Raw genomic sequence first — 25003 nt, 5'->3', positions numbered from 1 at the left:
CATTGAAACAAATTGTAAGATATTATTAAGAGAGCTCATTTGTAGGTTGACAACATCTACTTGGTTTAAAAGCATGGAGTAATTTAAATTGGTAGATGTGGAAGATAAAGAGCAGACACACTATAGAGAAGTGGAGTGGCTGGGAAAGAAATTTCCGAAGAGTGACAGGGCTATTAAAATCAGACTTCTTCTACAGCTGAATACGCTGGTCTGCACCTCGCTCGGGATCTTCTGGACGATATGCTATTCATTTTTTTCCAGAATTGATCTGGCTTTGATTTTTGTGGCGCTGTTTTTTGTGGGCGTCTGTTCTTATTTCTCGGCCAAGAAATTCAGCTACCAATATCTTGCTGGCATAGCGCATGCACTCTTGGTGATAGTGTTCGCCATCTCTTTGATTGATAGCCCTATAGAAGATGTTCCCCGCTCTGCGCATGTGTATTTTTTGCCTCTTGCAATCGGGGTGGTATTTGTCTTTAATCAAAAAGATAAGTACATGGGGATTATTTTTCCGAGATTGTGCTTGATTCTTTTTGCAGTCTTCGGCGTTGGACTCATGGATATGGATGTATCCAGTATTTCTCCGCCTGAGAATATTCGATGGATAGGCTGCATCAGCAATTATTTATTTTCCACGCTGGTGCTGGCATGCATCCTGAAAATCTATATTGCCAATTTAAATGAAAAAGTCGACTTGGCATTTAATCTGGCCCAGGCTGTTTCAAAAAATGAAATAGTGGTGCACTATCAGATTCAAGTTGATAAGGATGGAAAGCCGTTGGGTGCGGAGGCTCTGGTCAGATGGATGCACCGAGAGCGTGGTCTTTTATCTCCAGACAAATTTATTCCATTGGCGGAAGAGAGCTTTTTGATCAGAGATATTGGTCTTGAGGTTCTGCGCCAGTCCTGCAATCTGCTGAGAGAGTGGTCTGAAGATCCATTGCTGAAGAACAAGTACATTGCGGTCAATGTGAGTCCGGTCCAACTCATAGATGATGATTTTGTGTCCGATGTCATCAAGGTGGTGCAGGCTGCTGGAGTCGATCCCGGTCTGATAGAGCTTGAGCTGACAGAGTCGGCTTTGAGCATGGATGCTGAAAAGGCAAGCTTGAAGATTCAGCAATTGAGGGACTTCGGCATCCGATGGGCTCTCGATGATTTCGGTTCGGGGTTCTCATCGCTTGCCATACTGAAGTCTTTGCCCGTCCAGAAAATCAAGATCGACAGGCAGTTCATCAAGGATGCCAAGTCAAACGACTCCTCCAAAAACCTGCTGAAGAAGATCCTGGAGATTTCCGAGCTGATGGGGATGGAGGCCATCGTCGAGGGTGTCGAAGACCACAGCCAGCACACCATGCTTGTCGATCTTGGCTATGCCCAATTTCAGGGCTATCTCTTCGGACGTCCCAAGCTGGCTGCAGATTTGACCGAGTCCATCAAGTCAAGCAGGGCTTGAGGCGCTGGTTGGGGCGTCTGCTTCCTGGGCTTGAATCATGTTCCTGAACATAGCGCTCCAGTATGCAAAAAGCCCGCTCTGCGGCGGGCGTGATGGGGCTCAGTGATGGCCGTTGCTGATTAAAGCCCCAGTCGGTCTGAATGTGAGACAACTCATGCTGGACGCCGTGGCGTGGGAAGGTGACCACCGTCCACATAGATGTTCTGACCAGTGATCCATTCGCCTTGATCGCTGCACAGGAATGTGACCAGATGGGCGATGTCTTCGCCGGTACCTGGGCGACCCAGAGAGATATAGCCAGCGACCATGTCGTCCCATACCTTGCCGCGCGGCACATCATCCAGTCGGCTTGTTTCCACGATGCCTGGAGCCACGACATTCACGCGAATCTTCTTGGGGCCAAGCTCTCGCGCCATGATGGTGGTCAGGCCATTGATGGCCACCTTGGTGGTGGCGTAGGCGCCGGTGTCCGGTGCCAGCAACTGCGCTGCCAGCGATGAAATATTGATGATGGCGCCGCCGCTTCCCTGTGTCCCCATTTGCTTTGCAAATGCCCGAGACATATAGAAGGTTCCGTTGAGGTTGACATTCATCACCCGATGCCATGTATCGATGGATAGCTCTGTCACCGGAATGCGGTCGTCGCCGCGGGTGGCACCGGCATTGTTGATCAGAAAATCCACACGCCCCCATTCTGCGATCGTGCGTGCAAGCAGTGCATCGATGGACTCTGGATTGCTGACATCGGAAACCACTGGCAGGGCGCGGCGCCCGAGCTGGCGGATTTCATCTGCCACCGATTCGATATCGCGCCAACGCGCCTTGCGCTCATCTTCTGGATAGGTTTCGGGGGCGCGGCCCGTGCCTGTCAAGACCACATCACAACCCGCCTGCGCCAATGCCAGTGCGATGGGCCGACCGATGCTGCGCATCCGGCCAGCACCAGTGATCACGGCTACTTTGCCTTCAAAACCAGTCAACGTATACGACATGCCACTTCCTTACGATAGGGACTAGGAACATTCAGACGAATCAAGATTCTTCGGTCTGGCTTCAGGCTCATGCACTCCAATCGGCGGATCAAGGACGATGCGTCCGTTGAAGATAGAGCAATTCATCAGCCGGATTCTTGGAGTGGCGCCGTTGAGAAAAATCGTCTGATGAGACTAGGGATACGCGCCCATTGAAGCGTTCCTACTTGTTGGTCAGTCAGGGATTTTCTGGGGCGTGCTGGGTGCCATTGGATGACGTCTGTACCCCTGTCGCGTTAGAACGGTGGCAGCGCAGATGCTGCTTGATTGGACACTCAGCATGGGCTGGTGCCGTGCTCTTCAGAAAGAAAAACCCGCTCGGTGCGGGTTGGGATCGGGGTTAATCAAGCGCGGCGAAATGCTCAGAGGCCTTGAAATTTGAATGGCGCCGACGCTTTGAATTGTTGGGTTGCATCCCCGGAATAGGTGTGATTCTGGTCCGGTCCCAGATCGATCTTCATGACTTTTCCTTTTTCCTTGCTGAAGTCCAGTGCCTTCAGGTCCACCCAGAATGTATTGGGCGTCAGCGCCGACTCAAAGAAATACAGCTTGCGTTCGTGGTCAAACACGGTGCGCCAGCGGGTGGAGGAGATATTGGGCTCTTCCGGGGTATTCAGGCCGTACGGCACGGAGGCATTACGGATCACGCTGAAGACGCTGGCCAGCGCCTTGTTCGGGCTTTGATCCTTGGGTATGGCGTTGACGTAGAACGAAGCGCGGGCGAAGCGGTCTGCAGCACGGTTGGTGCCGGGCAGCATGGTGGTGCCGCCAATCTGTTTCCAATAGGTATTAAGCGCCAGTTGCTGGTCGAAGGTTGGCGAGTTGGTCATGACCTGGTATTGGCGACCATGATGGATGACTTGCTTGCCCCCGATGTACTCCACGATCGCGCTATCACCGCTGGCATCGGAGATGGAGAGGTGCACGGTGGTCAGCCGGTTTTCGCCAGGCATGGTGTCGGATACCAGGGTGAAGGGTTCTTCGCTCAGGGCGGCCACGGCCTGCTGCACGGTCGCAAAGTTGTCCAGCACATATTGAGCCCAGGCGGCGATCGACAGACCCGGCTTGCTCTTGGCGCCGAAGCTGGGGTATTGAGACTCGACTAGCCACAGAAGGTTGGCATTCAGGCCGGCCTCGTTGACGCCGTCGGTGGTGGAAATGTCATAGCCCGAGGTGATGACACTGCCGTACCTGGACGTCCAGCGCACGGTGTTGGGGCCGGTTTCGCCCGTGCGCTGCATGCCTCGCGGCAGCACCCAGAGGTTGCTGACGATGTCACTCTTCCAGTCCATGGATCGCGCCGTGATCACATGACCGTTGGCGCCTTGAAAGACCAGCCGGGTGCATGCCCAGGAGCTGGACACCGCCGCAAGACCTGAAACTCCCAGCACAAAAGCAGCCACATGAGGGCGGATACATGGCATGTTCATCTTCATCAGAGCCTCCACGGTTAAAAAATGTGAATGGTGCCAAGCATGCCATAGGCCAAGGGTAAGCAATATCGATGGGGCCGCTGCGGCATATATGTGGCCATGAGCTGCGAATGGCCGCAGTACTGCGTTTGCCTTTGAATGGCCAGGCTCCAGGGCAATAAGGCTTCTTGCTCAGAAAAGCCACGGCGGATGCTTTTGTCGGTTTTCTTGCTGCACTGCAATAATTCAAAATGCCCGCAGGCTCAAAATGGATCACAGATAGCAAATTGAGTGATTGGAAGTGCTGTTTGTGTGTCCTGTTATGAAAACAAAAGCCATAGCGTTCTTGCTGACGTCCATCTGCTTCGCCACTGTGTCTGAAAAGGTGGCAGCAAGGGAGCTCAACTCCATTGCAAGCGATGTGAAGAAGGCTGTTGCTGATTCGTTGCAGGTCTATAAGAGGGGCGGCGTATCAGGGTTGACTGACGCTGTGTCCGACTGCTGGAAAGCTCCGCGCGACTTCTGCCTTTACCTGGATTTTGCGTCGCACCGTATTGCGGTGGGCGCGACGTACACAGGCTCTGCACTGGACGAGTACTTCTACGCGGCATCCGTGTCGCAGCGCGGACGTACCTGGCTCGCTCCCAACGGTCGCGGCCAATTGGCGAATGACCAGTATCTATATGCGGTGGATCAGGTGATGAGCCGTACATTGATCTCGCATCGGGACAAGATGTTCAAAGGCCACCCCTGATCGCTGCCAAGGCCTGAGGATGGGCAGGCATACGAACTGGGTAGGCAAACCGGCCGTTCAACAAGCACTTACAAGCGAGGTGTGCAGTAGGACTAGCCTGAGAGACTTCACTTTCTCAAGGGGTTGTCATGAAAGCGCTACTTCTGATTGCGGCAGTTGCCAGCATGCTGGCGGGGTGTTCGATGATGCCGGGGCGGGATTCGGGTTCGATGCCGGCCCAGGGTGCCAGCCAGCCCATGGGCTCCATGAGCATGGGGGCAGACAGTGATCGCTGGATGTACGGCCGCAATATGCAGCCATGGACTGGCGGGGACGGCCCATTCTTTGTGCGCAGCAATATGTAGTGAAAGTGCAAGCCACGCCGTAGCCACCTGGGCATTTCTTTCAAGCTCTGCGTGGGTCTTGTCGTTCAGCGATGCGGCATGCATGCGCGGGCGCTCCGCCCAGACGATCTTTGCAGGCCGATTTGAACACTTGCAGATCGCCTTGCCGGCCATCGGCAAGGCGATAAACAGTCCTGTTCTTGAGCGTAGTTGCTGTGGAATGAAATGGCAGGTCAATGGGGGAGCGTGTCTTCGGGTCGATATTTTCCCTTTCGCAGGAACATCGCCTTACACGGGTGTTCCCTGGCAGGAATAGGCTGATACCAGCAATACTTGTAGAAAGGCTGGCCATGAAAGAGCTGTTCGCATTGGCTGCGGTTGCCTTGATGCTGGCGGGATGCGCCGCTCAGGCGCCTGTCGGCGGGCAAGGCACGAATCCGGGCTCCAGCCGCGTAGAAAAGAATGCGGATCAGGATCTTCAAAACAAAGAGATCCGTCAGCCGGATCACTCAAACGACCTTGACAATGACTGGGGGCGTGATCGCGTACCTGATCGCGGCAATGACGGTCATGAAAATCAAGGCAGCCTGTGGCCTTGGCCAGGTTCTGGATTGAGTGGCGGTCCTACCTACCCGGGAGGCCATAGCTGGGGCTATTAGCGCGCTCTCAGGGTGAATCTTTCAAGGGGGCGGGTCAGAATGACTGGGCATGGGCTTGCCCCAGCAGATCGATTAGCCAGCTTTCGGCAATGCGGCAGGCGATCATCCTCCTGCCGTTGGAGGCTTCACATTGCCTGTTGATTGCGACCTATGGTTTTCCATGAAGAATTGAAATAATTCGGATGGCCTGGATTTAGAGAATGATCTGGGTGCTATCAAAATGAGATAGTGAAATTGCGTTTTAATTAAGCGTTTCATGCCATGAGATTTAAAGCTATTGCAGTTGGTATCGCGTCCATTTGCGCCACTTCATTTGCTTTGGATTGCTTCGGGCAAAACACCAATGTAGTCGCCGCTCAAGTCAATAAAGCCGCTTCAGAATCCTTGAATACCTATCGAGAGCATGGCATCGCTGGGCTGAAGGGAGCTGTGTCGGAGTGCTGGAGGCAGCCGCGTGATTTCTGCCTGTACCTTGACGTGGCATCGCAACGGATTGCGGCCAATGCGAACCGCAGTGGCACGGCAGTTGACAAGTATTTCTACACCTCGGCTGCCTTGGAGCGGGCCCATGGCTGGCTATCGCTGAATGCCAGAAGCCCCAAGGCCAATGTTCAATATTTGCAGGCTGTCGAGCAAATGATGGGCAGCCTCTTGAGCTCTCACCAGGAAAAAATGCGCTCCGGTAGCCCATAGTGGTCAGATGGAGCCTCGCGCAGACACTGCACGGTCTTGGTGTCCAGCCATTCGGCCTTCATGTCCGGGCATGCGAACTCGTCGCGCAGTGCCTTGGCCGGGTAGGAGGGTTCACCGGCCTGGGTCGAAGGGCCAACCTGGCCAGTCCCATGCAGAGGCCGACGATGAGGAGCAGGCCTTCAAGAATGCCTGTCATGGGTGACTCCGTAGCGCTGCGCGAGGCGGTGAACAAAATTGCGTCGGTCGCGCCTACATCGGCCATGCATCGGGCGTGAGTGCCATCACCACGGCTGCGCCAATCAGACAGAAAAGGCTAAACAGGGTCAGCAGCCATTGCAGGGCGATCAGTAGCTTTGTCCCCAAGCAGAAGCGAGCAGGAGCCGGGCGGCCAGAAGCAGCGCAAGAGCCAGGGCATGGATGCGCGGCCACTTCACAAGCCTCCTTTCTCGCCCAGGCGCTGCACGAGGTCTTCATCAATGGTCACATGGTCGGTACGGGTGGGTATGAGATCTCCTGTGGGCAAAAAAGCCCGCGAGCGGATGCTGCGGGCTGACATCAAGAACCGTTACCGATGGCGGGTGCGGGGAATATTTGTTTACAGGCCGGTCTGACTATGAGTTCTAGACTGGTGGCAACAACGAACAAGGAGTTGCCATGAAGAAACTGTCTGCTCTGGCTGCTGTGGCGGCCGTTGCTGCATCCCTGGGTGGATGTATCGTTGCGCCGCACGATGGGTACTACGGTCACGGCCACGGTGGCCGCTACGACAACGATCGTGGGGGCCGCTATGAGTATGAGCAGGGCCGCTGGGATAACGACCGGGACCAGCGACCCAATCGCCCGGACAGACGTTCGGATGACCGCTGGCGCTCGCAGTACTGACCCCGAGGCCAGTTCTGCTGCATAAAAAGCCCCGCTTGGCGGGGTGAAATCACGGTGAAGTCACCGCTAAAGCCCTGCAGGGGAGGGCGCATGCAAGCCGCGTACGGCTTAAAGACTCACATTTCAAAATATCCAGACGCCAATAAGCCATCCGAAGATGGCTGGAACCCAAGAGACTTAATCATTCTGATTCAGGGCGGCTCATTGGCCGTCTGTCCTGGCTGAATCAGGCGTCCCTGATGCCGCTTAGGGCCTGGTGCCGACTGCTCTGCGAGCACTGCTGCTCTTGGGTTCCCGGAATGTCTCACTGCCGTATGGGCCTAGCGGATGGATTTCGCGTGGTCTTTCGATGTTCCTGTTGCTGATTCCATCCAGGACAGAGGAATACTGACTTGAGCGAACGTCGATCTTTTGTATCCCGCTATCGCCCGTGACGCCTTCTCTTACCCTACCGTGCCGATGCATAAGCCGGGGACCCAATTCAGCGGTTTTGCCATAGTGGATGAAGTGTAGAAATGCTAGCCTTGTGCTTTGAATAAATTCTAGCCAAGAAGCCTTTTTACTATCCCATTTGACGTGCGAAGAGCTGTGAAAGCCCGCATTGGCCGAGCTGTTGGCGCTTGAACCACGGGCGAGGAGGGCGCACCATTGGGGGCATCACGCACTTCAAGGAGAGCGGCGATGTCTACCCTCATGGTGCAAATGGTTGGCCTATGGATCCTGGCCGTGCTGGTGGCCTGGGTGATCAATGAAATCCGAGACGACTGGCGGGCGTAAAAAAGCCCGCTAGAAGCGGGAGCTGAAGCTTATAGATGGTTATGGCTGACCGGAGCAGTTGCAGCGTACCGCCATATAGGCAGCGGCTCATCGCGTTTGGCAGTGGGATAAGCTCGACTATCCTAAAGCCTGACCGAGAGACATGGGACTAGAGTACAAAATCAGATTTTCTGTGCCGGGCAGTTACGACCCCGCTGTCTTGCTTCGAAAGCTGCCAAATGCAGTAAATAGAGAGTTGATGTGCGATGCGTATGGCTACGCTGTAGAGCCGGACGGGTTTTATTTTATTGATCACCTCGTGGATCGCACCATAGCGGCCGTGGCGCTGCAAAGCTTGCTTGATGAAGCACTGCGATTCACGGATTCGATTGAACTGACTCAGCTGTAGTCCATGTGTCGCTTTATGCTGCGCAGATGCGTTCGCTCATTGCTTGGTCACAGCGTGGGTCACCTAGAATTTGGCGATGAAAAGCAAGGCTCCTACTCCTCAAATTCGACCAGCGTCCGTCTCCGATGTGGATGCCATGTTCAGAGTCAGAGCCGCTGTTGGGGAGAACACCATGACCGCAGAGGAACTGTCTGCCATCGGTGTCACACCAGACTCCATTTCGCGGGCGGTTCTCGGTGCTCCTAGCTCTTGGGTTGCCGCTGTCAATGATGAGGTCGTCGGGTTCGCCATGGTGGACTTGGACAGCGCATGTCTGTTTGCGCTATTTGTACTGCCCAGGCATGAAGGATGCGGAATCGGAACAGCCCTCACCCATGCCTGTGAGCAAGCCTTATTTCAGCAACATGCATCAGCCTGGCTTGAGACCGCAAAAGAAAGCCGAGCTGCGCGTCTCTATCGTTACCTCGGATGGGGCGATGAATTCGATATTGGGAGCGGCGATATACGGCTGAGAAAGCAGCGCGCATAACTGCTTCGGGTTCTGTGCAGGGGGCAGCTTGTGACCAGAGCAGCCGCAGAGTTTGAGACTTCAGACTCAAGAGGGCTTCATCTTTGGCCTGCCGGGAAGGGCTAGCTTTTTTGTTTCAGCCACATCCCAAACTCTTTCATTACGTTGACTACGGGTTTCAAGCGCTCGCCATCGAGCGTCAACTCGTAATCGACCCGGACGGGAGCACTGGGCCACACCGTTCTTTTGACCAGGCCTGACTCTTCGAGAGCACGCAGGTCCAAGGTCAGTGAGCGCTGCGAAATTCCTGGTATGTCTCGGCGCAACTCGTTGAATCTCTTGGGTCCATCTACAAGATAGGAGACTATCAATAAGCGCCATCGACCTCCCAGCAACCGCATGGCCTCTTCGACTGAGCAGCCACTGACACTGACCCTCATAGCACATCTCTCCAAACGGCGGCGTAGGTATATTTTTTTAACCTATCTGCAGATTTTTTGCCTTCTTTCGATTTTATGCCGGTCGATGAAAACTAGCCTTCAGCGCTGTATGTCACAGCGCATGTCATAGATCGGAATACTGCGATGAAGCTGTACTACATCCCCGCGGCCTGCTCGCTAGCCCCTCATATCGTTCTTTACGAATTGGAGGTGGACTTCACACCCATCAAGGTGGACTACAAAACGCATGTGACCGAGGATGGGCGAAATTTCCTGCACCTCAGCCCCTTTGGCTATGCTCCACTTCTGGAGCTGAACGACGGCAGCTTGCTGCGTGAAGGCCCGGCCATACTGCAGTATCTTGCGGACCTCAGCCCTGACTTGCAGCTAGCTCCGGCATATGGCTCCATGGAGCGCTACCGGCTTCAAGAATGGCTTAATTTTTTAACTTCTGAAATCCACAAGGGATTCATACCACTGCTCTATCCGGTGCAAGCCGGAAGGTATGGCACAGAATCAGCAAAGCCCAAGCTTGAAAAACGCTACGAGTGGATCAACGCACAACTTGCGGGAAAGAGATTTCTAACGGGCGAATACTCGGTTGCTGATTCATACCTGTATGCCTTAACCCAATGGGGACAGGCCGAGTGGCTTTTTCCCACATACAAGGCCAATATTCACTTCGATGGTCTCGAAAATCTGAGGAGCTGGTATTTGCGTATGCGTGAGAGGCCCGCGGTGAGAAAGGCGCTGAGCGCAGAAGGGCTGCAATAGCTTTCGCAATGCGCACGGCAGCGAAGGTTATGTGCAGGAGCAGGCATGTCGGAGGCCGGCGCAATGTGGGTCCAGTTTGATGCATGCTTCAGCCCCGAGATCGAAGTTGCTGCTGACGCATTTTCAGGGAGTGCTGGCTTTCTGAGTCGACCCGGGCCCACATTTGAAGGAACGCGTCCAGCACGGGCTTCGACAATTCCTTGTCTTCGATATAGGCAAGTTCGCGTTGTCGGTATAGCTCCAGAACAGCGCGCAGCGTTTTGGGATCGGGGTGTGTGCTGATGAGGGCCCCCATGACTGCAAGGAACGCGGCCTGCATGCCCAGCGTGAATTCGCGCAGTTGTTCTAGCTTCTGGATTTGGTGTGGCATGGCAGCCTTGTTTGGTGATGGTTGTGTGGGAGTAACCATCGTAGTCCGGGGCAGGGCGGTTATCTTTGCCCGATCCTGTCAGCATGTCAGTCGCTGGAGGCAGTGGCGGGGCTCCTCAGGGTCATCGGAATGCGGCGGGCAGATGTGCGGAAGGGGTTCTTGATGAATGTCATCACAATGCCCCGCCGTGACCCTGAGCAGCCGCGAGATCGCGGAGCTGGCAAGCCCCATGCTGATGTGATGCGCTACATCATGCCCCATGATGGAGGCGCTGCAGTAGAACTCAGAACTGCGTTCTGTCTGTATTTCAAGCATTTACGCAGGCGGGAACGAGCAGAGCTATCCCAGTACGATTTGGAAAAGGACACCAGCTTGGTCTTGCTGCTGGGCTATGACATCGCGGCCCGCATAGGAGTGCTCAAGTCAGAGTTGGGGTTAAGCTTTTCGAGGAGTGGAGCATAGCGCCCATGCCTACGGCATTCTCGGTCAGTCAAGTCTTGTGACTCCTTAACAAAGAGGTCGCCAGCCTTGACTACGTCTGTACGGGGCAGCTACTCACGAACTGCGGTTTGATTGCGCACCCAACTAGAGCTACAAGGACCACGCCAGCTGCGGCAATCTGAAAAACTCCCATCTCTCTTATTCATCCCGAGTGAAGGAATATCGCAGAGCAGTTGCAATCTACTTTGGTTTGCAGGGGAAGATATCCTGCAATGCCACCGCGACCAATCGGTTGGCATTCATGTGATTAAGCTGCGGTCGGGCGTAAATCATCATAGGAATGATGTCCAAGATCTGGTCACGTGTGATGCCATCTGGTATGCAGATGACTTTGGAGGACACCATTGTTTCGGTAACTCCTAAGACATACCCGCGAGCTATATTGGTCTGTTGGCTGTCCAATGTGATACCCGCTTGAGAGTTTTTTGCTTCAGAAAGCCATTGGTGCAGTTCATTTCCTGTGATCTGCTGCGCATGCAGATGTGGTCCGCAGAACAATGCGACCAACAAGGCGACGGTTCCCTGAAAAGCTCTCATCTGTCCCAATCCTCCTCTGCGAAGGAATGTATCAGAGCGACTCTGACGCACATCCCCTCCGGAGAGGGGTAGCCGCACGCGATGAAGTCAGTACGATGCTTGCTCACACTTGAGGAGATGAATGCTCATGAAAGCAGCACTGATGATCTTGGGCGCATCGATGTCGGCAGGCATGGTTTTTTCTGCGCATGCCGATGATGCAAAAGCGGCCATAGCTTCAGGCACCATCAATATGGCTGCGAGCATGAATGAGCTTGCTCTGGCTTGTGGGCACATGAGTGTCCAGGATGTGGAGGCTGGCCGCATCAAGCAACGCGACGCGGCGATCAAGGACCTCGGCGTGACCTCCGCCAGCTACGACAGGATGTATGTCGGCTACGCATCCGACTTCAAGAAGAAGTGGGGCACCTTGACTGCGGCAAAGCAGAAAAGCACCTGTGATCAGATGAAGCGCTAGCCGCGCCCTGACAGCCCGTAAACGGGCCCGCCTTGGCGGACTTTTTGCATGTTCTCATCTGTTGCAGGGGGCGGCTCACGCTGGTGCCCCTCAATAGCCTTCGACCAAAGGCATTTCCGTTCCATCGACCGCAATCATCACGCCCGTGGTGCCGGCGTCGATCTCGATCGGAACGCCCCACAACTCGTTGGGCTTGCCGAAGGAGTTGACGATGTTGAACTGCCGCAGCTCTTCCGGTGGCATTTTGATGAGCTTGGGGTAGGCGTTGTTGTGCGCCTTCCAGTGCCTCAGGAAGGACTGGCAAACGCGTTTGTGGACGGTGTGGATCGGTGATTCATCGGTCATGGCGCGATTGTCTCAGACCACAGTTGGATGCGACTACAAGCTGCCAGTTGGTGTGCGTTCGTAAATAGGTTCTTCCATCGCCCTGCTGCAACGCAGATACTTTGCATTAATAATTCAATAATAGTTGTATTATTGAATTATGAAAGAAGCCCAAGTGATCCGCTCCCTCTCCGCCCTGGCCCATGAAGCACGTTTGCGCGTCTTTCGTGCGTTGGTAGTTGCGGGCCCAGAAGGTCTGACGCCCAGCGCATTGGCTGAGCAGCTGGGTATTGCTCCCAATGCACTGTCATTTCATCTGAAGGAGTTGTTCCATGCCGAACTCGTGAGTCAGGAGAGGCAGGGACGCAATGTGCTGTATCGCGCTGCGTTCCCTGTCATGAATGGGCTGCTGGCCTATCTCACCGAGAACTGCTGCCAGGGCGCAGCCTGCACCCCAGACGCTGCGGCTTTATGCCACTGCTGAAGCGGTTGTTGCGAGGAGCAGTTCAATGTTGACGGCCATTCTGATTTTCATCTGCACCTTGACGCTGGTCATCTGGCAGCCGCGCGGCCTTGGCATTGGCTGGAGCGCCTCAATAGGGGCCGCTGTCGCGTTGCTGCTGGGCGTCGTGCACCTTGCCGATATTCCGGTGGTCTGGCATATCGTCTGGAATGCCACGGCGACCTTTGTCGCCATCATCATCATCAGCCTTTTGCTGGATGAGGCCGGTTTCTTCGAATGGGCTGCATTGCACTTTGCCCGTTGGGGTGGCGGCAGCGGCGTCAAGCTGTTTGCCTTCATCGTGCTGCTGGGGGCCGTCGTTTCGGCTCTGTTTGCCAATGACGGAGCCGCGCTGATTCTCACGCCCATCGTGATGGCCATGCTGCTGGCGCTGGGCTTCTCTACGGCGTCAACGCTGGCGTTCGTAATGGCCGCAGGGTTTATTGCCGACACGGCCAGCCTGCCGCTGATAGTCTCCAATCTGGTGAATATTGTTTCTGCCGACTTTTTCAGGATAGGCTTCAATGACTACGCATCGGTGATGGTGCCGGTCAATATCGTCTCCGTCCTGGCCAGCCTCGGGGTGCTGCTGCTATTTTTCCGACGCGATATTCCTGCCACCTACGATGTGGCCCAACTCAAGTCTCCGTCGGCCGCAATCAAGGATCTGGGCACCTTTCAGGCTGGTTGGGCCGTGCTGGTCTTGCTTCTGGTTGGTTTCTTCGTGCTGGAGCCTCGGGGAGTGCCCGTCAGTGCGGTGGCCGCAGTGGGGGCTGCGATCTTGCTGGCTGTGGCTGCGCGCGGTCATGCCATCAGCACCAGGAAGGTGCTTCATGGTGCTCCTTGGCAGATCGTGGTGTTTTCGCTGGGGATGTATCTGGTTGTCTATGGGCTGCGCAACGCGGGCCTTACGGATTACATCGCCGGCTTGCTGAATCAATTTGCAGCCGGCGGAGTATGGACCGCTTCACTGGGCACAGGCGTGCTGTCTGCGGTGCTGTCCTCGATCATGAACAACATGCCCACGGTTCTGATCGGGGCCTTGTCCATTGAAGCCTCCACGGCCAGCGGAGCGGTCAAGGAGGCCATGGTGTATGCCAATGTGATTGGCTGCGATCTCGGTCCCAAGATCACGCCTATCGGCAGCTTGGCCACCTTGCTATGGCTGCATGTGCTGGGCAAGAAAGGCACAAGGATTGGTTGGGGCTACTACCTCAAAGTCGGTGCGGTCCTGACCATGCCTGTGCTGCTCATCACCCTTGCCGCCCTGGCCTTGCGACTCAGCGTGGGCTCATGAATGTTTGCAACGGGAATCTAACGCTATGAGCGACATCACGATCTACCATAACCCTGCTTGCGGAACCTCTCGCAATGTTCTGGCCCTGATTCGCAACAGCGAGGAAGAGCCCACGGTCATTGAGTACCTGAAGGCCCCGCCTGATCGCGCCACGCTGGTGGGTTTGATTCAAGCCATGGGCCTACCAGTGCGCAATGTGTTGCGCCAAAAAGGTACGCCGCATGACGAACTGGGCTTGGCGAGTCCAAATGGACGGACGAGCAGTTGATTGATTTCATGCTCCAGCATCCCGTCCTGATCAATCGTCCGATAGTGGTCACCTCTTTGGGAACTCGTCTATGCCGTCCCTCCGAGGTTGTGCTGGACATCCTGCCGAAGCCCCAAAAGGCCGCATTCTCCAAAGAGGACGGAGAAGCCGTCATTGACTCGAAAGGAAACCGAATTGTCTAGTACTGATCTACCGAGCCTGGACGAACAAGTGTTTGAAAAGCCCTGCCTGGAAGGCTTGTTGCCAGCACAGCGTGCGACGCACGCGCCGCGCATTCTGCTGTTGTATGGTTCGGTTCGTGATCGCTCCTATAGCCGAATGCTGACCGAAGAGGCGGCGCGCCTGCTGCGCAAGTTGGGGGCCGAGATCAGGATCTACGATCCGCGTGGGCTGCCGCAGCCCGATGACGCCCCTGACGATCACCCGAAGGTCAAGGAGCTGCGCGAACTGGCGCAATGGTCCGAGGGCATGGTCTGGACCTCTCCCGAGCGGCATGGTGCGATGACCAGTATTCTCAAAGCGCAGATTGACTGGCTTCCCCTATCCGTTGGCGCAGTACGACCGACGCAAGGCAAGACCCTGGCGGTGATGCAAGTCTCGGGCGGATCTCAGTCCTTCAATGCGGTCAACCAGATGCGTGTGCTGGGTCGCTGGATGCGCATGATCACGATCCCCAATCAGTCGTCCGTAGCCAAGGCATTTGCCGAGTTTGATGAGGTTGGCCGTATGAAGCTTTCTGCGTATTACGAACGGGTGGTGGACGTGATGGAAGAGCTGATCAAGTTCACGCTGCTGACGCGAGACTGCTCGGACTACCTGGTGGACCGCTACAGCGAGCGCCGTGAAAGTGCTGAAGATCTGTCCAAGCGCGTCAACCAGCGAAGTATTTGAGCGATTGGGGGACAGACAAAAGGCCTTGGATTTTTCAACCCAAGGCCTTGTATCGTTTGGTCGGAGCGGCGGGATTCGAACTCGCGACCCTCTGCTCCCAAAGCAGATGCGCTACCAGGCTGCGCTACGCTCCGAAGGGTGTTAATGTAGCGCTAAATTGAGCTCGAAAATCCGAAATTCCCATTTCAATTTGACGCAAGATGCACTTTCGACGGTGTCTTGCGTTGCATCACATGCTCGCTTGTCGCGTTGATGCTGTGTCCCATGGTGTCTGTCGCTGCGGTAGAAATCGCACCAATTTCGCACCGACGCCTTGTAAGCCGCTTAGAATAAGAGGCAAACGCGGGTTCAATTCCCGATAGCCATTTTTCAACAACCCAGCTTTGCTGGGTTGTTTCAGTCAAACTGCCCGTAGCTCAGTTGGATAGAGCAACAGCCTTCTAAGCTGTGGGTCACAGGTTCGATCCCTGTCGGGCAGGCCATATGAACAAGAAAACCATTCATGCAATTGCATGAATGGTTTTCTTGTTTCTGTATCCGCTGTTTGCCGCAGAGTGTTTTTACAGCTCTGCGAGCCTGGCTTACGTTTTTATTCCATCTCTTCTTCAAAAACGACCGACGGTGCAGCGACGACACGTGCAATGTCTGTGGGGGCCGTAATCAGGCTTTTGCTTACATAGCTGAAGGGTGTATCGGGCTCCAGGGCTGCGGTCGCCAAATGGGCTTTTGCCTGGTTGAGGGTGATGTAGTAGCTGCCCATGGGGGCTTCAATGGCGCCGCGCGTCAGCACGGGGGTGTTGCTCCCGGAGCGGGACGGAGTGTAGTTTTCCGCAAGCATCTGGCCAGATTCCGCAATCTGCATGACTTGCACTCCCTGCAGGCGCAAACGGTCGACGGCTCGTCCGGAGTCTGCCGACAGCCAGTAACCGCATGGGCGGGGACGGCTTTGTTCGGGCTTGATGCTCAACGACGAGTTCCAGTCGACACGAGCCTCAATTTCCTGACCGGAGTCGGCCTGCAGCATGTGGATGGTGCGCTGCTCGGGGGTCTGCCTGGCCTGGATGGTCAGGGTGTTGCGGCAAGCGAGAGCGGAAATGTCGCGGGAGACGAAGGACTCGACCTGCTTCAGATTTTTCGACTTTTCTGCCGTTGCACGCAGTGCAGCCGTTGCCGCAGTGACCAGGCTGTGCACACGACGCTGAATATGCAGGCGGTCCAGATCGGAGCCGCGGCTGGCGATGAGCAGGGCAACAGAGTTTTTCAGGCTGCTGGTGTTGGCGAGGGTGTCCGCAGTCAAGTCGGCCATGGACAGCGACTTGTCCTCAGGCTGAGCGCTGGGCTGAAAAAACCATTCATTGCTGAGCTCTGCCTGCTTGAGCGCATTGCGTACAGGCAGGCTGAACCACTCTCGTGCGGCCTTGTTGACGAACTCGTGTGCATTGGCCGTGGCGGCGGGTTGCAGCAGCACATCGTAGCGCTGCACAGCCTGAAACTTCTGCAGCAGCACGCCAGCCGCAGCGAATTCACGCAAGTCAATCACAGCAGCCGGGCGGTAGTTGCGGGTCAGGCGGGCAAGGGCCTGTGCTTCCGGAGTGCTTAGCAGCAGATGATCGTGGACAAGGTCTGTGCCGTCTGCCGTAACGTGGCTGGCCGAGCCTGCCGCATCAGGGTTGGCCCGGGGCAAGATGATGATGTTTATCTGTTGCAGCAATGGCGCCAGCAGGCCGCCCTGGCCCAATTCGCGTGCGACAACCAGCAAGGCTTCTGTGCTGGCGGGTTCGTCCCCACGTTGGCCGCCGACCAGCAGAACCGTGGGTTTACCGTTGCTGTTGATGGCTGTTGCCTGCGTGCTTTGGCCCTGTGTGGCAATAAGGGCTTGAATCGGCAGCCCTCGTTGAGAGGTGCCGATGGTGACAGTGGACAGCTGGGAGCCGTTGCTGGCTTTGCTGCTCACAGATTGCAGCCATGCGGAAATTTCTGTCTGTGTGCTGAACTGATGTCGTCCGTTGCCCAGACCCGGTGTGTCATAGAGAGTGGTGGGGTCGGTAAAGCGAGACTCGATGGCCGGGTTATAGGGCAGTGATGTGAGCTGTGACGCTGGGGGAACTGTTTGGCTGACCGTTGAAGGAGGAGTGGGTGAGCTGGCCCCTGGGGCGTTCGTAGTCGGTGCTGGGCTTGGCATGCCAGTCCAGGGCTGCAGCTGCACATTGGCACAGGCCGTCAACAACACTGCCGAGCCCACTGTCGTCAGCTTGAGCATGCTTTGAGTCCAGACGGACTGCGTGCGCTTGGCATGAGAGAAAACAGGCTTGGTGAGAAATGTCATAAGTACAACGCAGATAAAAAGAACATGCCAAGAGCGAAAGCCCAAGCTTCGCACATCTGGAGCCCATATTAGGTCGGCTGGCTTGCGATCGGCTGTCAGCGGGCAGCGATGCTGCAGCTGGAAAAAACAGAAGGGCTGCAATATTGGAGATTGCAGCCCTTCGGGACGGTGGACTGAAGGCGATTTCACACCTTCAGCCATGAGGCCGTGGATTAACGGCTGTAACCGCCGCCAAAGCCTCCACGGTTGCCGCCGCGATTGCCTCCACCGAAGCCACCGCGACCGCCGCCAAAGCCGCCACGGCGACCACGGTCAGCCATGCTGTCCACGCTGGTGCGCATGGGATCGGGCTGGCCGCCAGCATTGCTGCCGCGCGCGCCGTTGTGGCGGGCATGGCCTTGCTGCGTGCCCAGGTGCGCATCGGCGCGGGGGGGTTGGTCGTCGTAGCGGTTGCCGCGTTCGCGATCACCGAACTGGCGGGCACCGCCGCGCTTGGGAGCACGCTGCTGATCGTTGTTGCCTTGGGGGCGTGGAGTACGGTCGCTCGGGCCGAAGGAATTGCTGCGCTCGCCGTTGCGCTCGGTGCCACGATCAGAGTTGCGTTCGCCGCGCTCAACAGCTTGCTGGCCCTGGCCGCGCTGGTTGTTGACGCGGTTGTTGCTGCGGGGCTTGTGCTGGCGTGCGGGGCGTTGCTGTGCTTCACCTTCTGCTTCGCCTTGCTGGGCATCTGCAGCAGCAGGGCGACGGCCACCGCGGCCGCCGGTAGGCGCCTTGTTGGAGCGGATGCGCTCCATCATTTCCTGGCGGGCTGCCTTGGCAGCTGCCTGCATCACATCGCGGCTGGGAGGCTTGCCTGCACCACCCCACAGAGTCTGGCGGCCCATGGCGATGGGCTCGGCGATTTCACCTTCTTCAGGGCCAAAGCCTTCGATGGGCTGCACCGGAATCTCCTGCTTGGTAAAGCGCTCGATATCCATCATGAAGCCTTCTTCGTCCATGCAGACCAGGCTAACTGCATTGCCTTCGCGGCCTGCGCGCCCCGTGCGGCCGATACGGTGCACATAGTCTTCCGAGATATTGGGGATCTCGTAGTTGACCACGTTAGGCAGTTCGTCGATGTCGATGCCGCGGGCTGCAATATCTGTCGCCACAAGCGCTCGCAGCTCACCAGTCTTGAAGCCTTCCAAGGCCTGGGTGCGGGCACTTTGGCTCTTGTTGCCGTGCAAGGCCATGGCGGAAACGCCATTCTTGGTCAGGTACTCGGCCACATTGTTGGCGCCAAACTTGGTGCGGGTGAAGACCAGCACCTGGCTCCAGTTGTTTTCCTGGATGATGTGCAGCAGCACCTGCTTTTTCTTGCCGCGGCCCACGGGGTGGATCACCTGCTTGATGCGCTGCACGGTGGTGTTGCGCGGCGTGACCTGGATGGACTGGGGGTTGCGCAGCAGTCCGTTGGCCAGCTCACGGATTTCATCGCTGAAGGTGGCCGAGAACAGCAGGCTTTGCTTGTCCTTGGGCACCAGCGCCAGTACCTTCTTGACGTCATGGATGAAGCCCATGTCGAGCATGCGGTCGGCTTCGTCCAGGATCAGCATTTCGACCGTGGACAGGTCCATAAAGCCCTGTCCGGCCAGGTCCAGCAGGCGGCCGGGTGTGGCGACCAGAACGTCCACGCCTTTTTCAATGCGGGCGATCTGCGGCTTCATGCCCACGCCGCCGAAAATTACGGTCGAGGTGATGTCCAGATACTTGGCATAGCCGCGCAGGTTTTCTTCCACCTGGGCCGCCAGTTCACGGGTGGGGGTCAGCACCAGAGTGCGAATGCCCTTACCGCCAAACTTGTTCTTGGGCGCAGTGCCGCTTGCCAGGCGCTGCAGCATGGGCAGCGTGAAGGCGGCTGTCTTGCCGGTACCGGTCTGGGCACCCGCCAGCAGATCGTGCCCGGCGAGAACCAGAGGGATGGCCTGTGCCTGAATGGGGGTCGGGTTTTCATAACCCTGTTCTTGCACGGCCTTCAGAATAGCTGGGGCCAGATTCAGTTCTTCAAATGTCATTGTGATCAATTGCGCCAATCCTGGGCGCGGGGTATCAGCCTGTCATGGCACCCGTGGGGTGCCTGGCCAGTTGTAGGCAGATAAGTTTGCGTGTTGGGAGCTTGGAAACGCTTCCTTTGTCCCCAGCTGAAGTGCTGCTGCAGCAGGCAACTGGACGCCTGTTGCGAGGGGTATTGTCGCATGCACCGATAATCATGGTTTGATTGCCGTGTAAAGCGGCACACTTTTTTGCATAAATCCAAGTAACTCAAAGCATTTCGGACATGGCTCAATACGTTTTTTCGATGAACCACCTGACCAAGACTGTGCCGCCCAAGCGCCAGATCTTGAAGGATATTTCACTGAGTTTCTTCCCGGGCGCGAAGATCGGCGTGCTGGGCCTGAACGGCTCTGGCAAGTCGTCGCTGCTGAAGATCATGGCCGGCGTGGACAAGGAATTCGAAGGCGAAGCCATCCCCATGGCCGGTCTGTCCATCGGTTACCTGCCCCAGGAACCCCAGCTGAACCCCGAGCACACCGTGCGTCAGGCGGTGGAAGAAGCCATGGCAGCGGTCAACAACGCCAAGGCCCGCCTGGAAGAGGTCTACGCCGCTTACGCCGAAGAAGACGCTGACTTTGATGCGCTGGCTGCCGAGCAGGGCGAGCTGGAAGCCATCATCGCTGCCGCAGGCACCGACTCCGAGCACCAGCTGGAAATCGCTGCCGACGCGCTGCGTCTGCCCGCCTGGGATGCCATCGTGGGCCAGCTCTCCGGTGGTGAAAAGCGCCGAGTGGCACTGTGCAAGCTGCTGCTGTCCAAGCCAGACATGCTGCTGCTGGACGAGCCAACCAACCACTTGGACGCCGAATCCGTGGACTGGCTGGAGCAGTTTCTGCATCGCTTCTCCGGCACCGTGGTGGCCATTACCCACGACCGCTACTTCCTCGATAACGCAGCCGAGTGGATTCTGGAACTGGACCGTGGACACGGCATCCCCTACAAGGGCAACTACTCCGACTGGCTGATCCAGAAGGGTAACCGCCTGGAAGCCGAGCAAAAGGGCGAAGAAGCCCGTGCCAAGGCCCTGAAGAAAGAACTGGAGTGGGTACGCCAGAACGCCAAGGGGCGTCAGGCCAAGTCCAAGGCCCGTATTGCGCGCTTCGAAGAACTGAGCGATTACGAATACCAGCAGCGCAACGAAACACAGGAAATCTTCATTCCTGTGGCCGAACGCCTGGGCTCAAAGGTCATCGAGTTCACCAATGTCTCCAAGTCCTTTGGTGACCGCATGCTGATCGACAACCTGTCGATGAATGTTCCGGCAGGTGCCATCGTCGGCATCATCGGCCCCAACGGCGCGGGTAAATCGACGCTATTCAAGCTGATCGCGGGCAAGGAGCAGCCCGATTCCGGCACGGTGGACATTGGCCAGACTGTGAAGATGGCCTTTGTGGATCAGCATCGCGATGAGCTGTCCAACGAAAAGACCGTCTGGGAAGATATCTCCGGCGGTCTTGACATGATCAACGTCGGCAAGTTCACCATGGCTTCCCGTGCCTACGCCGGTCGCTTCAACTTCAACGGCCAGGATCAGCAAAAGAAGGTCGGCAACCTCTCCGGTGGTGAGCGTGGCCGTCTCCATCTGGCCAAGACCTTGATTCAGGGCGGCAACGTGCTGCTGCTGGACGAGCCATCCAATGACCTGGACGTGGAAACCCTGCGTGCGCTGGAAGACGCGCTGCTGGAATACGCCGGTACCGTGATGGTCATCTCGCATGACCGTTGGTTCCTGGACCGTATTGCCACGCATATCCTGGCCGCTGAAGGCGACTCGCAATGGGTCTTCTTTGATGGTAACTATCAGGAATACGAGGCTGATAAGAAAAAGCGACTGGGCGAAGAGGGTGCTGCGCCCAAGCGCGTTCGTTACAAGGCGTTGAAGTAAGCGACAAAATGATTCCAGCCCCGGCTGGAACGGGTATTCTTAGGGGCTATGAGCCTCGCACATGCATCCGTTTCCGTGCTGCGCACCTGCCTTGTCCAGGCAGTGCGTGGCGCTGATGCATTCGCGCTGCGATTGTTGCAGCGTACCGAATATGCGTTGGAGCAATCGCTTTCAACCGGTTTCCACTCTGCAAGGCGCGATGTGCTTGGCGCGGCGCTGCATAACCTGCAGCAGCACCGAGCCTCGGTGATCAGCAGCTTTCCGCAGAATTTGCTGGAGGCGCTGGTACTGTCAGCGCGCCAACCTTTTTCCTTTTCTGCACAGACGCTCGATACCGTCAACGGCGGGCTTTTGCCATTGGCGGCCATGGCCGAGTCAGCCAGCCGTCAGCTGAAGGCCGAGCACAAGCTGGTGCAGATGGTCGAGCCTCAGGTCGAGCTGGCGCTGGCCGATCTGGACGCGTTGATGAGCGGCGCTCAGGGACTTGAGTCTGCCCGGCCCGAGTGCAATCCGCTGCGACTGCAGAACTATGTACGCGCTTTGAGTCAGTCGCTGACGGCCGTGCAGCCTGCCACCGAAGTGGCCGATTGCTGGCATGAGTTCATGTCACAGCAACTGGGCTCCATTCTGGCTTCCGAATACTCCCGCACCGCCAATTTGCTGCGCCAGCATGGCGTGCAGCCTGCCCGCTACGGTGCGGATGGCGACACCCGGTCCCAGTGCCTGCTGACCCTGCGCTTGCTGCAGGAGCTGGCCTCGGATCTGCGCTGGATCGACGACTCGCGCTGTACCGTGCCCCAGTCGCTGACGGATTCCATGCTGGCGAGCTGGCCCGAGACTGAGCCCGCTGCCATGGCACCCATGCAGGATCTGGGTCTGGAGCCCGGCTGGACTTCGTACTCGGGCAATGCCTTGCAGACCTCGCAGCAGCCCTGGGTACCCAGTGTGCTTGGGGGACTGCGTCCTGTGCAGCCCAGTCAGGCGCCCAGCGCCCTGATCCAGATGCGCACGCTGCATCGCATGATGAGCCATATGACCAGTGATGGTCGTCTGCTGCCGCCCGTGCAGCGGATCTTGCTGCGACTGGAACCCGTGCTGAGCCAACTGGTGTCTCAGGACGCAGCGTTCTTTGAAGATCGCTTGCATCCGGCGCGGCAACTGCTGGATGAGCTGACCGCTCGCAGCCTCTGGTTTGCCAGCGAATCGGCCTTGGGATTTGCTCATTTCATCACCGTGGCCGAGGTAGCGGCGAACCAACTGGCCGGTGCCGGGCCTGCAAATGCCCACGTGTTTGCCCAGGTGCTGCAATTTGTGCGCGAGCAATGGCCGCCGGAAGGCCGCATGAGCCACATTGCAGCATTGGGCCGGCAGGCCGAAGCCGAGCATTCCACGCTGCCAGGGCTGATGAACTCGACGCTGGGGCTGCTGGATGGCCAGATCGTGGGCTCCATCGAGCGGATCAAGCCCGATACCCTGCAACTGGCGCAAATGATTCGCGGCCTGCCCAGTGCCAAGGGTGTGCCCGAGGATATTCTGGATTTTGTGACCGGCCCTTGGGCCTGCGTGATTGCCCAGGCGCAGCAGCGGGCCGAGCCGGGGCAGGAGCGCGACCCAGGCGGCTATCTGGCACTGGTGCCCAGCTTGTTGTGGAGCGTATCTCCTCTGGCAGCCCAGGATGTAACGCGGCTGGTGGAGCTTGCGCCCAAGCTGCAGCGCCGATTGGCGCGGGGCTTGCGCAGCGTGGGTCGTACCGATGTCGAAATCGCCGCGCTGGCGGCGCGTTTGGGCAGTCTGCAGCAGCGGGCACTGGATGCGGCCGAGGCCGCAAATCGGACTGGCCCGACCGACCTTGTCAGGGCGGGCGTGTCGGGTGAATCGCCAGGCGTGCTGGCGGGCCAGGAACGAGCTGCGGAAACTGTGCCCACAAGGCTGGATATCACCTTGCCGGTACTGACAGACAGAGTCGAAGATGTGCCTGCGGTGACGGTGGCGCAAGAAACGCAAACCCGGGCGGCATACGATTCCTCCAGACCTGTCTTCAGGACAACGCCGCAGAAGACGGTCGGTGCCGCCGTGCTCGAGTCTGAAGCCGTGGCATCCAGCCCGATGCCCGCGCAAGCCGTCATTGGCCAGGGCAGACCTGAGGAGGCTGTCGAATGGCCTTTGGGCACTTGGGTGGAGCTGTGCAACGAGCGTCAGCAACTGCGAACCAAGTTGACCTGGGTCAGTCCGCAGCAAAGCCTGTTTTTGTTTACGGCCGAGGATGGAAGCACCCAGTCCATGACGCGGCGCATGCGTGACAAGTTGCTGATCCAGGGGCAGTTGCGGCGACTTGAGGCGATTGCCTAGCTTGCTGCACGCAGATCCTGATGGCTAGGCAGTGTTGCCTGGCTATCGATCGGCACCGATTGGGCTAGCAAGATGGCGCGCGCGGTGGCTACGGCGACGGCTTCGGCGGCCAATGTGCTCAGTGTCATCATTCCCAATGACTTGCCACTGCGCGCCGTGCCAAGGGCAAACAGGCTGTCGCCATCGCTCATGGTGTGCACGGGGTTGATGGCACGTGCCAAGCCGTCATGGGCTACCACGGCCAGGCGATGGGCCTGAGCCTTGCTGATGATGGCGTCGGTTGCCACGACGCCAATCGTGGTGTTGCTGCCGGCCAGAACCGGCTTGGGCTCCTCGCCCGCCAGCAAGGCATCGCGGGTGCCACGCAATTGCAGGCCGTCTGCCGTGCGTGCCCCGGCCAGCAACTCGCCGCTAAACGGGTTGAATACATCGCCCAAGGCATTGCAGGCAATGATGGCTCCCACGGTGACGCCATCGACGGTAAAGCTGGCCGTGCCTATGCCGCCTTTCATGGCGCGTTCATGGCCGAAGACCTTGCCCACCACGGCGCCTGTGCCGGCGCCTACGCTGCCTTCGGCGGGTCGCCCGGTGCCGGAGTCCGGCACCGCATTGCGGCAGGCGGCATAGCCGGCTGCGGCATCGGGACGTATGCGCATATCGCCCATCATCACGTCAAATAGCACGGCGGCGGGCACCAGCGGAATGCGGCCCACGCCGATATTCAGGCCCGCATCTTGCTCCTCCAGCCAGCGCACGGCCCCTGTGGCCGCGTCCAGCCCCCAGGCGCTGCCGCCGGCCAGCATGATGCCGTGGACCTCCTGTACCAGATTGCTGGGGTGCAGCAAATCGGTCTCGCGCGTGCCCGGGGCTGCGCCGCGCACATCCACACCGCCCACTGCACCCTGAGGGCAAAGCACGGCGGTGCAGCCCGTGGGGCGGCGCGAGTCGCTGAAATGGCCGATGGAGATGCCTTGCACGCGAGCGATATGGCCGTCATGCGCGAGCAGATCCTCAATGGTTGAAAAAGCACTCATGCTGCTACTCCTTGAACTCTTTATATGCTTTTGTGGATAAACAGATGGGGTTTTATTCTTTAGGGTTTGCC

Annotated in this window: 24 protein-coding genes, 2 tRNA genes and 1 pseudogene; 17 read left to right on the top strand and 10 right to left on the bottom strand. The window is 57.4% G+C overall.

Features of this window, described 5'->3' with window-relative positions; translation table 11 throughout:
• Positions 1–97 precede the first annotated feature (97 nt).
• The gene (locus F3J24_RS18345; protein ID WP_370527746.1) at positions 98–1456 is read left to right on the top strand and encodes an EAL domain-containing protein; all 1359 of its coding nucleotides are present in this window, start codon (positions 98–100) and stop codon (positions 1454–1456) included.
• Between the two features lie 152 nt (positions 1457–1608).
• Here the strand turns inward: F3J24_RS18345 and F3J24_RS18340 are convergent, their stop codons facing one another.
• Together F3J24_RS18340 and F3J24_RS18335 are read right to left on the bottom strand one after the other, a co-directional pair.
• Positions 1609–2448 carry an SDR family NAD(P)-dependent oxidoreductase gene (locus F3J24_RS18340; protein ID WP_167009501.1) on the bottom strand — a complete coding sequence of 280 codons (840 nt, stop codon included), beginning with the start codon at positions 2446–2448 and terminating at the stop codon, positions 1609–1611.
• A 401-nt stretch (positions 2449–2849) separates the two neighbouring features.
• A complete protein-coding gene (locus F3J24_RS18335) occupies positions 2850–3923 on the bottom strand; it encodes a linear amide C-N hydrolase (RefSeq protein WP_167009499.1) in 1074 nt (357 codons plus the stop codon).
• A 277-nt stretch (positions 3924–4200) separates the two neighbouring features.
• On the opposite strand from F3J24_RS18335, the gene F3J24_RS18330 reads away from it, so the two are divergent.
• From F3J24_RS18330 to F3J24_RS18300, 7 genes are all read left to right on the top strand, one after another.
• A complete protein-coding gene (locus F3J24_RS18330) occupies positions 4201–4653 on the top strand; it encodes a hypothetical protein (RefSeq protein ID WP_167009949.1) in 453 nt (150 codons plus the stop codon).
• Positions 4654–4781: 128 nt separating this feature from the next.
• Complete coding sequence (locus tag F3J24_RS18325) at positions 4782–4997, top strand: hypothetical protein (RefSeq protein WP_019043953.1); 216 nt, start codon at positions 4782–4784, stop codon at positions 4995–4997.
• Between the two features lie 329 nt (positions 4998–5326).
• On the top strand, positions 5327–5635 hold the full coding sequence (locus F3J24_RS18320; RefSeq protein WP_167009497.1) for a hypothetical protein: 309 nt from the start codon (positions 5327–5329) through the stop codon (positions 5633–5635).
• A 261-nt stretch (positions 5636–5896) separates the two neighbouring features.
• On the top strand, positions 5897–6328 hold the full coding sequence (locus tag F3J24_RS18315; protein WP_240154382.1) for a hypothetical protein: 432 nt from the start codon (positions 5897–5899) through the stop codon (positions 6326–6328).
• Positions 6329–6982: 654 nt separating this feature from the next.
• Entirely contained in the window at positions 6983–7210 is a 228-nt protein-coding gene (locus F3J24_RS18310) for a hypothetical protein (RefSeq protein WP_167009495.1), read from the top strand.
• A 919-nt stretch (positions 7211–8129) separates the two neighbouring features.
• Positions 8130–8375, top strand: a complete 246-nt coding sequence (locus F3J24_RS18305) for a hypothetical protein (protein WP_167009493.1) — start codon at positions 8130–8132, stop codon at positions 8373–8375.
• Positions 8376–8547: 172 nt separating this feature from the next.
• The gene (locus tag F3J24_RS18300; protein ID WP_205244858.1) at positions 8548–8904 is read left to right on the top strand and encodes a GNAT family N-acetyltransferase; all 357 of its coding nucleotides are present in this window, start codon (positions 8548–8550) and stop codon (positions 8902–8904) included.
• Between the two features lie 101 nt (positions 8905–9005).
• On the opposite strand, the gene F3J24_RS18295 is transcribed toward F3J24_RS18300, so the two are convergent.
• Positions 9006–9323, bottom strand: coding sequence for a helix-turn-helix domain-containing protein (locus tag F3J24_RS18295; RefSeq protein WP_167009489.1), 318 nt, complete (start codon positions 9321–9323; stop codon positions 9006–9008).
• A 144-nt stretch (positions 9324–9467) separates the two neighbouring features.
• On the opposite strand from F3J24_RS18295, the gene F3J24_RS18290 reads away from it, so the two are divergent.
• The gene (locus tag F3J24_RS18290) at positions 9468–10097 is read left to right on the top strand and encodes a glutathione binding-like protein (protein WP_167009487.1); all 630 of its coding nucleotides are present in this window, start codon (positions 9468–9470) and stop codon (positions 10095–10097) included.
• An 88-nt stretch (positions 10098–10185) separates the two neighbouring features.
• Here F3J24_RS18290 and F3J24_RS18285 read toward each other — a convergent pair whose 3' ends face one another.
• Together F3J24_RS18285 and F3J24_RS18280 are read right to left on the bottom strand one after the other, a co-directional pair.
• On the bottom strand, positions 10186–10467 hold the full coding sequence (locus F3J24_RS18285) for a hypothetical protein (protein ID WP_167009485.1): 282 nt from the start codon (positions 10465–10467) through the stop codon (positions 10186–10188).
• Between the two features lie 681 nt (positions 10468–11148).
• Positions 11149–11505: a Rap1a/Tai family immunity protein gene (locus F3J24_RS18280; protein ID WP_167009483.1), complete on the bottom strand. Its 357-nt coding sequence runs from the start codon at positions 11503–11505 to the stop codon at positions 11149–11151.
• 127 nt (positions 11506–11632) lie between these two features.
• On the opposite strand from F3J24_RS18280, the gene F3J24_RS18275 reads away from it, so the two are divergent.
• The gene (locus tag F3J24_RS18275; protein ID WP_167009481.1) at positions 11633–11962 is read left to right on the top strand and encodes a hypothetical protein; all 330 of its coding nucleotides are present in this window, start codon (positions 11633–11635) and stop codon (positions 11960–11962) included.
• A gap of 90 nt (positions 11963–12052) precedes the next feature.
• Here the strand turns inward: F3J24_RS18275 and F3J24_RS18270 are convergent, their stop codons facing one another.
• Complete coding sequence (locus F3J24_RS18270; RefSeq protein WP_167009479.1) at positions 12053–12307, bottom strand: hypothetical protein; 255 nt, start codon at positions 12305–12307, stop codon at positions 12053–12055.
• Between the two features lie 139 nt (positions 12308–12446).
• Here F3J24_RS18270 and F3J24_RS18265 point away from each other — a divergent pair, with 139 nt between their 5' ends.
• From F3J24_RS18265 to arsH, 4 genes and pseudogenes are all read left to right on the top strand, one after another.
• Positions 12447–12770 (top strand): helix-turn-helix transcriptional regulator, encoded by a 324-nt coding sequence (locus F3J24_RS18265; RefSeq protein ID WP_167009477.1) that lies wholly within the window; start codon positions 12447–12449, stop codon positions 12768–12770.
• 25 nt (positions 12771–12795) lie between these two features.
• Entirely contained in the window at positions 12796–14085 is a 1290-nt protein-coding gene (locus F3J24_RS18260) for an arsenic transporter (protein ID WP_167009475.1), read from the top strand.
• A gap of 25 nt (positions 14086–14110) precedes the next feature.
• A pseudogene (arsC, locus tag F3J24_RS18255) lies at positions 14111–14535 on the top strand (arsenate reductase (glutaredoxin)).
• Entirely contained in the window at positions 14528–15244 is a 717-nt protein-coding gene (gene arsH, locus F3J24_RS18250) for an arsenical resistance protein ArsH (protein WP_167009947.1), read from the top strand. Before arsC ends, arsH begins: the two are co-directional and overlap by 8 nt.
• A 57-nt stretch (positions 15245–15301) precedes the next feature.
• Here the strand turns inward: arsH and F3J24_RS18245 are convergent.
• A tRNA-Pro gene (locus F3J24_RS18245) sits at positions 15302–15378 on the bottom strand.
• A gap of 271 nt (positions 15379–15649) precedes the next feature.
• On the opposite strand from F3J24_RS18245, the gene F3J24_RS18240 reads away from it, so the two are divergent.
• Positions 15650–15726: transfer RNA gene (locus F3J24_RS18240), tRNA-Arg, on the top strand.
• Positions 15727–15833: 107 nt separating this feature from the next.
• Here F3J24_RS18240 and F3J24_RS18235 read toward each other — a convergent pair.
• Positions 15834–17570 (bottom strand): M14 family zinc carboxypeptidase, encoded by a 1737-nt coding sequence (locus tag F3J24_RS18235; RefSeq protein ID WP_167009473.1) that lies wholly within the window; start codon positions 17568–17570, stop codon positions 15834–15836.
• Positions 17571–17782: 212 nt separating this feature from the next.
• A complete protein-coding gene (locus tag F3J24_RS18230; protein WP_167009471.1) occupies positions 17783–19624 on the bottom strand; it encodes a DEAD/DEAH box helicase in 1842 nt (613 codons plus the stop codon).
• Positions 19625–19887: 263 nt separating this feature from the next.
• On the opposite strand from F3J24_RS18230, the gene ettA reads away from it, so the two are divergent.
• Positions 19888–21549, top strand: coding sequence for an energy-dependent translational throttle protein EttA (gene ettA / locus F3J24_RS18225; RefSeq protein ID WP_019043963.1), 1662 nt, complete (start codon positions 19888–19890; stop codon positions 21547–21549).
• 48 nt (positions 21550–21597) lie between these two features.
• Positions 21598–23898, top strand: a complete 2301-nt coding sequence (locus F3J24_RS18220) for a DUF1631 family protein (RefSeq protein ID WP_167009469.1) — start codon at positions 21598–21600, stop codon at positions 23896–23898.
• Here the strand turns inward: F3J24_RS18220 and F3J24_RS18215 are convergent.
• Positions 23895–24932, bottom strand: coding sequence for a P1 family peptidase (locus tag F3J24_RS18215; RefSeq protein WP_167009467.1), 1038 nt, complete (start codon positions 24930–24932; stop codon positions 23895–23897). The genes F3J24_RS18220 and F3J24_RS18215 overlap by 4 nt on opposite strands.
• Between the last annotated feature and the right edge of the window lie 71 nt (positions 24933–25003).

This window comes from Comamonas sp. Tr-654, assembly GCF_011752915.1.
Classification (GTDB): domain Bacteria; phylum Pseudomonadota; class Gammaproteobacteria; order Burkholderiales; family Burkholderiaceae_C; genus Comamonas.
Note: the sequence above shows the minus strand (reverse complement) of the source record. Positions and strands in the feature narration are given on the sequence as shown.

What these genes read in the sequence shown, in the direction of transcription:
- F3J24_RS18340 (WP_167009501.1), bottom strand. Translation starts at nt 2,448, where the DNA reads ATGTCGTATACGTTGACTGGTTTTGAAGGCAAAGTAGCCGTGATCACT.
- F3J24_RS18335 (WP_167009499.1), bottom strand. Translation starts at nt 3,923, where the DNA reads ATGAAGATGAACATGCCATGTATCCGCCCTCATGTGGCTGCTTTTGTG.
- F3J24_RS18325 (WP_019043953.1), top strand. Translation starts at nt 4,782, where the DNA reads ATGAAAGCGCTACTTCTGATTGCGGCAGTTGCCAGCATGCTGGCGGGG.
- F3J24_RS18320 (WP_167009497.1), top strand. Translation starts at nt 5,327, where the DNA reads ATGAAAGAGCTGTTCGCATTGGCTGCGGTTGCCTTGATGCTGGCGGGA.
- F3J24_RS18315 (WP_240154382.1), top strand. Translation starts at nt 5,897, where the DNA reads ATGAGATTTAAAGCTATTGCAGTTGGTATCGCGTCCATTTGCGCCACT.
- F3J24_RS18310 (WP_167009495.1), top strand. Translation starts at nt 6,983, where the DNA reads ATGAAGAAACTGTCTGCTCTGGCTGCTGTGGCGGCCGTTGCTGCATCC.
- F3J24_RS18305 (WP_167009493.1), top strand. Translation starts at nt 8,130, where the DNA reads ATGGGACTAGAGTACAAAATCAGATTTTCTGTGCCGGGCAGTTACGAC.
- F3J24_RS18300 (WP_205244858.1), top strand. Translation starts at nt 8,548, where the DNA reads ATGACCGCAGAGGAACTGTCTGCCATCGGTGTCACACCAGACTCCATT.
- F3J24_RS18295 (WP_167009489.1), bottom strand. Translation starts at nt 9,323, where the DNA reads ATGAGGGTCAGTGTCAGTGGCTGCTCAGTCGAAGAGGCCATGCGGTTG.
- F3J24_RS18290 (WP_167009487.1), top strand. Translation starts at nt 9,468, where the DNA reads ATGAAGCTGTACTACATCCCCGCGGCCTGCTCGCTAGCCCCTCATATC.
- F3J24_RS18285 (WP_167009485.1), bottom strand. Translation starts at nt 10,467, where the DNA reads ATGCCACACCAAATCCAGAAGCTAGAACAACTGCGCGAATTCACGCTG.
- F3J24_RS18280 (WP_167009483.1), bottom strand. Translation starts at nt 11,505, where the DNA reads ATGAGAGCTTTTCAGGGAACCGTCGCCTTGTTGGTCGCATTGTTCTGC.
- F3J24_RS18275 (WP_167009481.1), top strand. Translation starts at nt 11,633, where the DNA reads ATGAAAGCAGCACTGATGATCTTGGGCGCATCGATGTCGGCAGGCATG.
- F3J24_RS18270 (WP_167009479.1), bottom strand. Translation starts at nt 12,307, where the DNA reads ATGACCGATGAATCACCGATCCACACCGTCCACAAACGCGTTTGCCAG.
- F3J24_RS18265 (WP_167009477.1), top strand. Translation starts at nt 12,447, where the DNA reads ATGAAAGAAGCCCAAGTGATCCGCTCCCTCTCCGCCCTGGCCCATGAA.
- F3J24_RS18260 (WP_167009475.1), top strand. Translation starts at nt 12,796, where the DNA reads ATGTTGACGGCCATTCTGATTTTCATCTGCACCTTGACGCTGGTCATC.
- F3J24_RS18235 (WP_167009473.1), bottom strand. Translation starts at nt 17,570, where the DNA reads ATGACATTTCTCACCAAGCCTGTTTTCTCTCATGCCAAGCGCACGCAG.
- F3J24_RS18230 (WP_167009471.1), bottom strand. Translation starts at nt 19,624, where the DNA reads ATGACATTTGAAGAACTGAATCTGGCCCCAGCTATTCTGAAGGCCGTG.
- ettA (WP_019043963.1), top strand. Translation starts at nt 19,888, where the DNA reads ATGGCTCAATACGTTTTTTCGATGAACCACCTGACCAAGACTGTGCCG.
- F3J24_RS18220 (WP_167009469.1), top strand. Translation starts at nt 21,598, where the DNA reads ATGAGCCTCGCACATGCATCCGTTTCCGTGCTGCGCACCTGCCTTGTC.
- F3J24_RS18215 (WP_167009467.1), bottom strand. Translation starts at nt 24,932, where the DNA reads ATGAGTGCTTTTTCAACCATTGAGGATCTGCTCGCGCATGACGGCCAT.